We start from the raw sequence: 10,000 nt of genomic DNA on the forward strand, positions 1-10,000 counted from the left end.
GACGACGACGAACCACGCTGGAAATCACCAAAAGTACAAGAGGCTGGCGAGGGGTCAATAACAGCAGTGTTGGCGCCATTACGGGAGCGACCATGCTTGAGGTTTACCGAGGAGTCCAACACTTCATTTGAACTGCCATTCCACAGGGTTTCATCAAATTTCCAGTAGGCATCCGCAGCCGCTGGTTGCGCCGTTGAACACAATGAGGGGGTGACGTAGTCATAAGAACAGTTACCGTATATTGCGCTGTTTGGCCAGTTACCTGTGATATCGCCAAATGAAGTATTTACCGTCACATTACCGTATACATAAGAGTCATCCAGATCCACAGTATGCAAAGCAAAACCAGGTTCCCCGCTGATATTGCCATACACAGTACTGTTATCCAGTTCAACGTTAAATCTGGCCTTAATATCGCCGGTGAATTGTGTGTCGTTAAGATAGACGTTGTTCGGCCCACCCAAAATACTGGCATTGACAGTACTGTTATTAAACTCGATTTTATCGGCAGCACAGCCGCTGCCCAGAGTTGGGGTGGTCTGGATAGTACCAGAGCTCATCGTAGTACTGTTTAACACAATATTATTGCAGCCTGATCTCAAATCCCCGACTATCGACCCACCAGTCACCTGAATACCACTGTGACCGCTGATGCCATTCCCAAAGACGGTACCACTGCCTGAAACTGTATTGGAGGTACTTGTGACTTTGCCATCAACTTCAACATTGGTTAGCACAATATTGCCGTTTGCCGTTACTGTGCCTGCTATATCAGTGTTAGTTGCAGTGATCGCATTGCTAGGCGCTGACACATTGCCCGCCACATCCGCATCGGTCAGCGTGATATTGCCGTTAGTGGACAGAATATTACCATTAAAAATAGTGCCTGTTGCGGTCAGGGTTTGAGCTGTGACTGTGACATTATTATAAACAATGCCTCTGGTCAGACTGATGGAACTGTTGGACGAGGTCAGGTTTGCATAAAATAGGGTATCAGTTGCAACTATACCCGCATTTGCACTGACATTACCGGCTATGGTGGCATTGGTTGACTGGAATGTTCCAGTCACTGAGACTGCGCCCTGCACTACCGTGCCGGTTTGCAGTCGGACATTATTACTCGAGCCGTATATAGAACCATAAAGAGTAGAGCCGGTCAGTCGGGTTTCATTTCCGCCCTGAGCTTCAAGATCTATGGTGTAGCCAGTACCTCCCAGGGTCACATTGGTGAGATTAAAGCCGCTGTAAGATAATATTCTGATATTAGTGTTCGACGTAATAACGTCTCCGGAAGCAACAGCAAAGGGCTGCCCCCAGTTACATATATAAACGTTACCGCTCCAGGTACCCTGATTACCGCTACATAAAGCAGGACGGTTTGGCGAAATCAGGCTGTAGGTGGCTGCATTGACCTGTGAAACTGCAAGCAGCATCACTAAAAAGGACAAAAATCGCAAAAAACTCATTGCCATACTTCCATCTGGATGGTGCGCGAGGTTTGTAACTGGCCAGTACCACAGCTTCCTGTGCTGGTCAGTTGGTAATAAACAGTTTCGGTCACGGCGGCAGTGGCACGCCCGGAGTCGCAACTTAAGGTGTAACTGCAACCCTGAAGTCCATTGGCAGTAAAATTGACTGTTACTTCAGCTTCAGATCCTGTAACACCAATAGGGGCACAATAGCTTGAGGTGGCAGACAACGGAAACAGCTGGCTTAAACCTTGCTCCATACCTGACTGCGCCGCAAAGAATGCTCTGGTCCCTAATACTTCGTAACTCACGCTTTCGGAACTGCCGATCAGCATTTTAGATAACGCAGCCACCAAAATCGTCATCACTACTATGATAAAAATAGCAATAACCAGCGCACTACCTCGCTGTTTATTCCGGTAAGAGACAAAAACATCAGGGCACATTGGGGATATGGATCTCCTGATTAAAAACCAAGCTATCGTTGAAGTCTGATTTGAAGGCCAACCTGATATGCACAACTGCATTACGGGTTAATACCACACTATTTTCATAGCTAAAGGGCGAAGCCGCATTGGAGCTATAAAAAGCCGTATCAATACCTTCAGCCATTAAGACATAGCCAGGCAAAGCTGCGGATGCAACGGACGAGGTGATGCTGCTGCGCTGATAACGCCTGAGTTCGGAACCAACAACACAATACACCACTGGAGCTGTCATAAAATACATACGTTGGCTGGGAGAGTTGGGCACAGTGCCGCTAAAACTGAAAGCAACGTTCAGTATCCTGTTATTGGCAGCATCTACTGTCAAGCCTAAAGTGGAAGCCACTCTTTGTTGCTGATAAATATCTGTGGTCGCGTTGACCGGATAAACCGCCATCAACACTGTGGGAGAGGCGACCAAACCACTCCAACCTGCGGCACTGAATAAACGAATCGGGCTGACCAGATTAGACTCGTAACGACCCGCCTGCAGTAACGGCGCAAACTCTATACATTGACTACTGCCCTCTGTCCAGGTTCGAACACTGTTAGGAACTACGTTACGTAACTCGCGGGTGATACGTTCTACTGCAAAACGACTTTGACTCAATAACTTATCCCGTGCTGCAGCATCGGCATACATCTGAGCTCCTAATCCCAGATAACTTGTGGTCGCCAAAGCCACTATTCCCAGCACAACAATAACCAGGATCAGTTCAATTAAAGTAAAACCCTGATTGCGGCTATGCTTCATTACCAGTTACTCCGGTACGCCGAAAATGCCAGAGCCTCACCAGATGGCGTTGTAATAGTGACAGTGATCCTTTTCACAGCGTCTTGCGGCTGCGCTAAATCGCCGCCAGCGCAAGCAACAGCCACGTTCGCCTGATACCCAAGGTATAAATTATTCAGTGCCAGATTACCTGTGCTACCCACTATATCGCTGCCACTGAGTTGTAACCCGTTAAAGTCGTCAACATCATCATAGCCGGAACGTGTTTCCGCTTCTGCTACATTTACCGTGGGGTCAGAACAAAACGTACTGCAGGAGGCAAAACCTGCCTCCCCACAACGAAACTCACCGCCAGCTCTGTCAGAGTTTTCATCAAAGGAACGCGCCATAATTTCGTTTAATAAACTATGAGCTAATTCAGATGCCCGCACCTGATGCCAGGGATCGGCACTTTTTTTAAAAAGTGGCCCTAAAGCTCCTGTGATGATCACCAAAGCAATCGCAAGCACTACTATGCCAACGATAATTTCAATCAGGGTAAAAGCTGACTGCTGTCTGCGGGTTGAGGAAAAAGACCTGACTAACATGAATGAATATAGCCTTCAGGCTCAATACAAATGCGATAGGTTACTGCATCGGTAATTTCAATGCGCAATCCAGTTGCTATAACAGCGCCAGTACTCGTCACCACACGCCCTAATGCATTGAACCTAAAAACAAAAGGCAGAGTTTGACTTGTACCACCTGTGACTGCGGAGGTATTAAACAGACTTAAACTTAAAGAGCTATTGGCCGGAATGTTAAACTGTAAAGTGGAATTTTGGTCGGCCGCAGCTGTCAGTTGTGTTGTAGTGGTATCAGCATCACAAGGTAAAATATTCGGAAAACCTAATTGGGTTTGGGTCAGGATCAATTGATGGCAAAATGCAGCAGAAGTCTGCTGCATGGCTTGAGTTTGCATACGGCGCAGGACAGAAATGATCTGGTCCTGCGCCGTAATTTCTTCAACACCCGCTTTACCCAAAAAACGTGGTAAAGCTGTTGCCGAGACTATACCAAGCAGCAAAACAACAATTATCAACTCAATCAGGGTAAAACCTGCTGATTTAGATTGCACTGCCTGGTCGCCCCAGCGTTAGACATTATTCACAAGCAGCTGCGTTTTCTACAGTCACTGTAGCTTCGGTTGTAGCAGTAGCTTCAGTGTAACGCACCAGACAATTGCCCGCTCTTAAGTCAGCTAATGAGGCTGCCATTACTACAGTGCTTGCAGTAACAGTTAAAGGGTCAGTCAAAGCCGCACCAGACTGTACATCGTGCACTACAAAATTATCCGGCAAATCAACAATAGCGTTAATGGCGGCGACATCAGCATCAGGAGCGCCAAAAACCACGTCTACACCCGACGCGCAACTGGTGTTTAACGGAGCAACAGGTGTTGCAGAGGTTTCAATAGTAGTGGCGGCGCGGACCGCGTTATCGTCAAAACAAGACAAGGCTGTAGTGTTTTGCGATGATATCAGCGCTTTACCATTCACTAAACTGATAGCAGCTCTGACACTACCCTGAACACCAGATAATACAGAGGCTTTTGCATCACCCTGGAAATTCAAAAAGCGTGGTGCCGCTGTTACAGCTAAAATACCTAAAATTACGATCACTATGATCAGTTCAACCAAGGTGAAACCTTGTTGAGTTTTATTGAAAGTCTTCATACGTTATCCCTCAGTGATTAATTAAATTCTTTGTTAAGGCTTATTCTTAAATACTACGACTGAACCGTTTAATGGATTGTATCTGAATCCATTGTAGCCAGTTTCAGTGCCGTCCGGGTTTGGTAATGCTGTCATGCCAGCCACCTGGTAGTAATAACAAATGTTTGCATTCGCTGCTGCGCCTTCCTGTACATATAAGGTCGCACCTGATGACTGCACATCTGTAATATCAACACCCGCAGCATCCACTATGGAGCTTGGGCCATTTTGCAGAATCAGTTGCAATACTTCCTGACAACGCAAAGCTGTAGTGGCTGTATGACGCGAGTCCGTCAGAGCCGGCGTTGTAGTTAATGGATTGGCCGTTGGGAAACCCAAACTAACACCAGTCCCAACGCCATTACCGTTAATTGCAATTCGAACACCATCAATAGCAACAGTGGTGATGTTCGCTGCTGCTGTGGTGCCATCCAGGCCGTTACCAACAGGACGAGTTTCCACTTCCCATTGGCCACGAACTAAACCTACGGCTGATGCAAAACCACCGGCTATACCATCAATAGAGGCATCTTCCGCCTGCTCTGTGATGTTTAAAAACCGCGGTAATGCAGTTGCTGCCAATAAACCCAAAATTATCACTACAATGATAATTTCGATAATAGTGAAACCTCTTTGCTGTCTCATACTGTTAACCCCATACCTTTATTTGTTAGTTTATCGCTAATTGAATCTATTTTACTCACTATTATCAACTTGTCTTCCATTTTTTTCATTTTACTGATTATTTACTAACCACCCTTGTACGCATTAAGCATATCCCACATAGGCGTGAAGATACCTAAGGCCAAAATCAGCACCATTCCAGAGACAATACAGATCAAAATAGGCTCTATCTTTGCAGTCAGTGCTTTCAAGTCGTATGCCACTTCTCTTTCGTAAAAAGAGGCAACTTCCGTCAACATTTCGTCTATTTGTCCTGTTTCCTCTCCTACAGCTAACATCTGCAACACCAAAGGAGTAAATAACTCACTTTGCACAGCCACCCGCAGCAGGCTTTCACCTCTTTCTATATTTTTCCGCATCTCGCGGATTTTCTCTGACATATATTCATTGTCTACGGCTTCTGCGACTAAGGTGAGTGCGGAAGTCAGTGGCACCCCTGCTCTGAGCATCATGGAAAAACTACGACTAAAACGCCCTAACGTAGCCCGTACTATAATAGAGCCCATCAAAGGTGTTTTGAGTTTCCAGTGACTCCACTGATGGCTGCCCTGGTCAGTTTGTAAATACAACTTTAATGCCCAGACGGCGCCAACCAGCGCGGCCAGCATCAATTCCCAGTAATTGATAAAGAGATTTGAGCTTCCCAGTAAAAAACGGGTGGCCCAGGGTAATTCAGTATGAAATTTTGCAAACATGGCTGAAAACTGCGGTATCACCAGCATATTCATCAGCACCATGGCTACTACAATGGCAAACAACACAAAAGACGGATAGCGGGTCGCTTGCCTGATTTGTTTTTTGGTTTCCAGCTCCTGCTCAAAATAGCCGGAAAGTTGTAAAAAGGATTCGTCTAATCGACCTGTGTTTTCGCCGACATGCACCAATGAGACAACCAGACGGCTGAATATTTTAGGGTGTTGCGCCATAGCCGCAGACAAAGTACGGCCTTTTTCCAATTGCTCTGCCAGATCCAGCAATATGCCATGCAAAGCTTTTGAGCTGGTGCTTTCCGCCAACCCCACAATAGCGCGGATAATAGGAATACCGGCTTTCATCAAGGAATACATCTGGCGGGAAAAGATAATCAGCTCGGTCATGCTGACCCGCTGCCAGGGCCAAACTATGGACTCAGCTGCAGGTTTATCTTCCTGTAGCTGGATTTTAATCGGGATCTGGCTGCGTTTTAGCAGCAGATCTGCTGCCGCCATTTCGCTGCTGGCTTCAATACTGCCGCTTACGGATTGCCCCTGCCTGTCTCTGGCGGTATAGCTAAAAATAGCCATTAACTATGCCCCTGCTCTGTAACCTGAACAGACACAGGTTCTTCCAGCTCAAGGTATTCAGAGACCTTAATCACTTCTTCTATGCTGGTCAGTCCTTGCATTGCATAGTCCAGCGCCATATCGCCCAAAGGACGGAAGCCATCATTATTGCGGGCAGCCATAGCAAAAGCATCGGCGTCTTTACGCCGCAATGCATCCGCCAGCTCGCGGTTCATTACCAGCAATTCAAACACACCTATACGCCCTGAATAGCCGGTATGGTTGCAGTTTTGACAGCCTTCGCCACGCCAGAATAGCTGGTTTGGCGCTATATGCTTATGTTGTAGCCAACTGAGCTCGGAGGAGTCCGGTGTATAGGTCTTTTTGCAGTGCGGACATAAACGTCGTACCAGGCGTTGCGCCAGAATAGCTCTTAACGCACTGGCAACCAAATACTCAGCGGCGCCCATATCAACTAAGCGCAAAGTACTACTGACAGCATCGTTCGTGTGCAAGGTGGATAACACAAGGTGACCTGTTAAAGCACCACGTAAACCAATTTCTGCGGTTTCCTGGTCCCGCATCTCACCGACCATGATGATATCCGGATCCTGACGCAAGCTGGTTCTTAAGACATTACTGAAAGTTAGGCCAATTTTGTGGTTCACCTGCACCTGATTAATACGGGGCAAGCGGTATTCCACCGGGTCTTCCACCGTAATTATTTTATTACCTTCTTTATTCAGCTCGCTGAGCATGCCATAAAGACTGGTGGTTTTACCCGAACCTGTGGGACCTGTCACCAGAATCATACCGTGAGGAGTTTTTAAAATACGACGCAAGCGTTTCAGCAATGCAGGCGGCATACCTGTTTGTTCCATAGTCAACAAACCGGCAGATTGGTCCAGCAAACGCATCACCACAGACTCACCGTACTGCACTGGCATAGTCGACATCCGCACATCAATAGTACGGCCTTTGATTTTGATCTGAAAACGACCATCCTGCGGCAAACGTTTTTCTGAAATATCCAGTTGTGCCATCAGTTTTAACCGCAATACCAGAGCCGGAACTATACTGACTTCCTTCAGAACATTTTCCTGCAGCACACCATCCACACGCTGACGGATCCGCAGTAGTTTTTCATCAGGCTCTATATGAATATCCGAAGCCCGTACCTGCACCGCATCCTCAAAAATGGACTGCAGCAGTTTCACTATAGTGTTGTCGTTATCTGTCGGATCGCTCAAAGCACCAAAGTCCAGTATGTCGGTTTCGGCATATTCTTCTTTGAGCTGGGTGGCAAAACTTTCTATTTGTTTGGTACGACGATACAAACGGTCAAAAGCACTAATCAACTGGCTTTCGCGCACTATCGCAATAGATATTTCTTTAGGCGCCAGCATAGGCGCTATCTGGTCTAATACAGATAAATCTGCCGGGTCACTCATCCCCAGCAACACAGAGCTACCTCTGTCTTCCAGTACTAAAGCGCGGAAACGGCGGGCGTGTACTTCAGGTAATAAGGCAACTGCTTTGGGGTCGATTTGCTGCGAACTGATATCCAGTAAATCTACTTTGAGCTGTTGAGACAAAAACTGCAGCAACTGATCTTCTGTCAGAAACTGCATATCAATTAAGCTACTGCCAAGCTTGCGGCCAGTTTTTTGCTGCTGCGCTAAGGCTTGCTGCAATTGTTGCTCAGTGATGATGCTTTCATGCACCAACAAATCACCAAGCCGCATTTTTAATCTGGGTTTTAACATAAAATCACTCTAACGCCGCAATACGTTTTTTGACATAGTCCAGGCTGCCAGCGGACAACGTCTGGCCATTCACTGTCGCCTGGCGATAAGCCAGCAACGCCTGTGCCGGTTGTTGTAAGGCATCGTAGCTCAAGGCCATACCAAGCCACCAACGCGCCTGATCCGGCTGTTGCCTGGCGAGTTGCTGGAATACCTGCACAGCTTGGGGGTGCTGATTAGTCTTTTGTAATGCCGCGGCTTTTAATGCATAAAAATCAACGTAATTAAAGATGTCTGGTTCATATTGAAGGTAAGAAAGAGCTTTAGCCCAATCCTGTTGCTTTAATGCTAACGCGGCTAAGGCCATGGACAGTTTTGGATCCTGCACACCAGTTGCCAGTGCCTGCTCAAGGATTAGCACAGCGTCCTGATCTTTACGCTGAATTTGAGCCAGTCGCGACAACTCAATATAAGCTTCACTTTCAGCCGGAGCTAATTGCCGTATCTGCTGCCAATACTCAATACTTTGCAGCAGATCCCCTTTGCCTTCGGCTTTCTGAGCTTTTTGTCTGAACAAGTCTTTTTGCTGTTGTGGTGTCAACTGGACTTTTTCAATAGCCAGAGTACGGGGTTTATCCTGAACTTGTGGCTCCTGTTGCCAATCCGTTTCACCACCAGAGTCCGAAGCATCGGTAAAATCGCCACTTTGCTCAAAAGCACTCACCTGCACCTGCTCTGCTGCAGCACTCTGGTTAGCAAACACTTCTTCAGGTTCTGCCAGTACCACCTCGACAACACGCTCTTCAGCCACAGGCTGGCTTGCAAAAGGCTTCAATTCGGTATCAGCAACCTGAGCGCGTTCCACTGATGTAGTTTTGCCAAGCCGAGCGGCTACCTCCGGAGATATCCGATCTGCGACCACATCCTGCAAAGTCACAACCTGCTCTGTTTGTGCCACAGTGGCTGAGCTCTGTGCAGCCTGATTTTTAGCAGCAGGTAGTAATTCATTGATCACCGCCACAGCATCAACAGGTGTTTTTTCAGGTTTCGCAGCAGTGACAGCCGGTTCAGGCTGACCAGAAACATAACTGTTGTACCAAAGTTGTCCGCCCCAACCCGCACATAAAGCCAAGGGCACAGCTCCCCACAACAGCAGATTTGCCTTAGGTTTAGGCTTAAACACCAACCCACTGTGGTTTCTTTGATGTTGCTGCTGATCTAAATCACGCAGCATTTTATTAATCACACTCATAACCACAAACCTCTGAAGTGCCAGGCAGCGGCTGCGGCAGCGATCAATAACACTGTAGCCATAAGTCCTGCGACCAAAGGGCTTACTGCAGACATATGATCTTTCACATCCTCTGTGTCTTTGGCGGCATAACGCAAATGTTTCGTATCAACCTGCAGCTTATCTTCACCAAAAGCCAACATCAGCCCCTTATGACTCAATACGTTCACCAAACGCGGTATGCCTCTGCTGTATTTCCAAATGGCTTTTAACGCACCAGGAGAAAACAGTGGCTGACGCACGCCAGCTATATCAATACGGGTATTAACATAAGCCTGTACTTCCTCGTATGACATGCCGCGCAAATAATAAGAAAAACTTACACGCTGGCGTAATTGACGAAATTTGTAACTGGCCAGACGTTTATCCAGCTCAGGCTGACCAAATAAAACTACTTGCAACAGCTTACGTTGTTCAGTTTCAAGGTTGGTTAACAGCCTTAAAGCTTCCAGCGTATCGTCAGGTAAAGCCTGGGCTTCATCAATGATCAACACTACTCTTTTGCCTTCTGCGGCCAACGCTACCAGACAATGCTGAACTAACTGCACTAATTGCTGATTGTCTATACCATCAGTTT

General features: G+C 47.0%; 11 protein-coding genes. All 11 read right to left on the reverse strand.

Going from position 1 to position 10,000, the window contains the following annotated elements; genetic code table 11:
• A partial coding sequence (locus LDL40_RS05280) for a hypothetical protein (protein WP_300994124.1) occupies positions 1-1,466 on the reverse strand: 1,466 nt, incomplete at its 3' end.
• Positions 1,463-1,915, reverse strand: a complete 453-nt coding sequence (locus tag LDL40_RS05285; RefSeq protein ID WP_300994126.1) for a pilus assembly PilX N-terminal domain-containing protein — start codon at positions 1,913-1,915, stop codon at positions 1,463-1,465. The genes LDL40_RS05285 and LDL40_RS05280, both read right to left, overlap by 4 nt.
• The gene (locus tag LDL40_RS05290) at positions 1,905-2,708 is read right to left on the reverse strand and encodes a type II secretion system protein J (RefSeq protein ID WP_300994127.1); all 804 of its coding nucleotides are present in this window, start codon (positions 2,706-2,708) and stop codon (positions 1,905-1,907) included. Before LDL40_RS05290 ends, LDL40_RS05285 begins: the two co-directional genes overlap by 11 nt.
• Entirely contained in the window at positions 2,708-3,274 is a 567-nt protein-coding gene (locus LDL40_RS05295) for a prepilin-type N-terminal cleavage/methylation domain-containing protein (protein WP_300994128.1), read from the reverse strand. The genes LDL40_RS05290 and LDL40_RS05295 overlap by 1 nt, the downstream gene beginning before the upstream one ends.
• The gene (locus tag LDL40_RS05300) at positions 3,268-3,804 is read right to left on the reverse strand and encodes a Tfp pilus assembly protein FimT/FimU (protein ID WP_300994129.1); all 537 of its coding nucleotides are present in this window, start codon (positions 3,802-3,804) and stop codon (positions 3,268-3,270) included. Before LDL40_RS05300 ends, LDL40_RS05295 begins: the two co-directional genes overlap by 7 nt.
• A gap of 25 nt (positions 3,805-3,829) precedes the next feature.
• A complete protein-coding gene (locus LDL40_RS05305; protein WP_300994130.1) occupies positions 3,830-4,402 on the reverse strand; it encodes a prepilin-type N-terminal cleavage/methylation domain-containing protein in 573 nt (190 codons plus the stop codon).
• 33 nt (positions 4,403-4,435) lie between these two features.
• A complete protein-coding gene (locus tag LDL40_RS05310; RefSeq protein WP_300994131.1) occupies positions 4,436-5,086 on the reverse strand; it encodes a prepilin-type N-terminal cleavage/methylation domain-containing protein in 651 nt (216 codons plus the stop codon).
• A 104-nt stretch (positions 5,087-5,190) separates the two neighbouring features.
• Positions 5,191-6,408, reverse strand: coding sequence for a type II secretion system F family protein (locus LDL40_RS05315; protein WP_300994132.1), 1,218 nt, complete (start codon positions 6,406-6,408; stop codon positions 5,191-5,193).
• Positions 6,408-8,153: a GspE/PulE family protein gene (locus LDL40_RS05320; protein WP_300994133.1), complete on the reverse strand. Its 1,746-nt coding sequence runs from the start codon at positions 8,151-8,153 to the stop codon at positions 6,408-6,410. The genes LDL40_RS05315 and LDL40_RS05320 overlap by 1 nt, the downstream gene beginning before the upstream one ends.
• A 4-nt stretch (positions 8,154-8,157) precedes the next feature.
• Positions 8,158-9,384, reverse strand: coding sequence for a lipopolysaccharide assembly protein LapB (locus LDL40_RS05325; protein ID WP_300994134.1), 1,227 nt, complete (start codon positions 9,382-9,384; stop codon positions 8,158-8,160).
• A partial coding sequence (locus tag LDL40_RS05330; RefSeq protein WP_300994135.1) for an AAA family ATPase occupies positions 9,381-10,000 on the reverse strand: 620 nt, incomplete at its 5' end. The genes LDL40_RS05325 and LDL40_RS05330, both read right to left, overlap by 4 nt.

The sequence above is a fragment of the Rheinheimera sp. genome (genome assembly GCF_020217005.1).
GTDB lineage: Bacteria > Pseudomonadota > Gammaproteobacteria > Enterobacterales > Alteromonadaceae > Pararheinheimera.

Coding starts and splice junctions, on each gene's coding strand:
- LDL40_RS05285 (WP_300994126.1), bottom strand. CDS start 1,915: ATGTGCCCTGATGTTTTTGTCTCTTACCGGAATAAACAGCGAGGTAGT.
- LDL40_RS05290 (WP_300994127.1), bottom strand. CDS start 2,708: ATGAAGCATAGCCGCAATCAGGGTTTTACTTTAATTGAACTGATCCTG.
- LDL40_RS05295 (WP_300994128.1), bottom strand. CDS start 3,274: ATGTTAGTCAGGTCTTTTTCCTCAACCCGCAGACAGCAGTCAGCTTTT.
- LDL40_RS05305 (WP_300994130.1), bottom strand. CDS start 4,402: ATGAAGACTTTCAATAAAACTCAACAAGGTTTCACCTTGGTTGAACTG.
- LDL40_RS05310 (WP_300994131.1), bottom strand. CDS start 5,086: ATGAGACAGCAAAGAGGTTTCACTATTATCGAAATTATCATTGTAGTG.
- LDL40_RS05315 (WP_300994132.1), bottom strand. CDS start 6,408: ATGGCTATTTTTAGCTATACCGCCAGAGACAGGCAGGGGCAATCCGTA.
- LDL40_RS05320 (WP_300994133.1), bottom strand. CDS start 8,153: ATGTTAAAACCCAGATTAAAAATGCGGCTTGGTGATTTGTTGGTGCAT.
- LDL40_RS05325 (WP_300994134.1), bottom strand. CDS start 9,384: ATGAGTGTGATTAATAAAATGCTGCGTGATTTAGATCAGCAGCAACAT.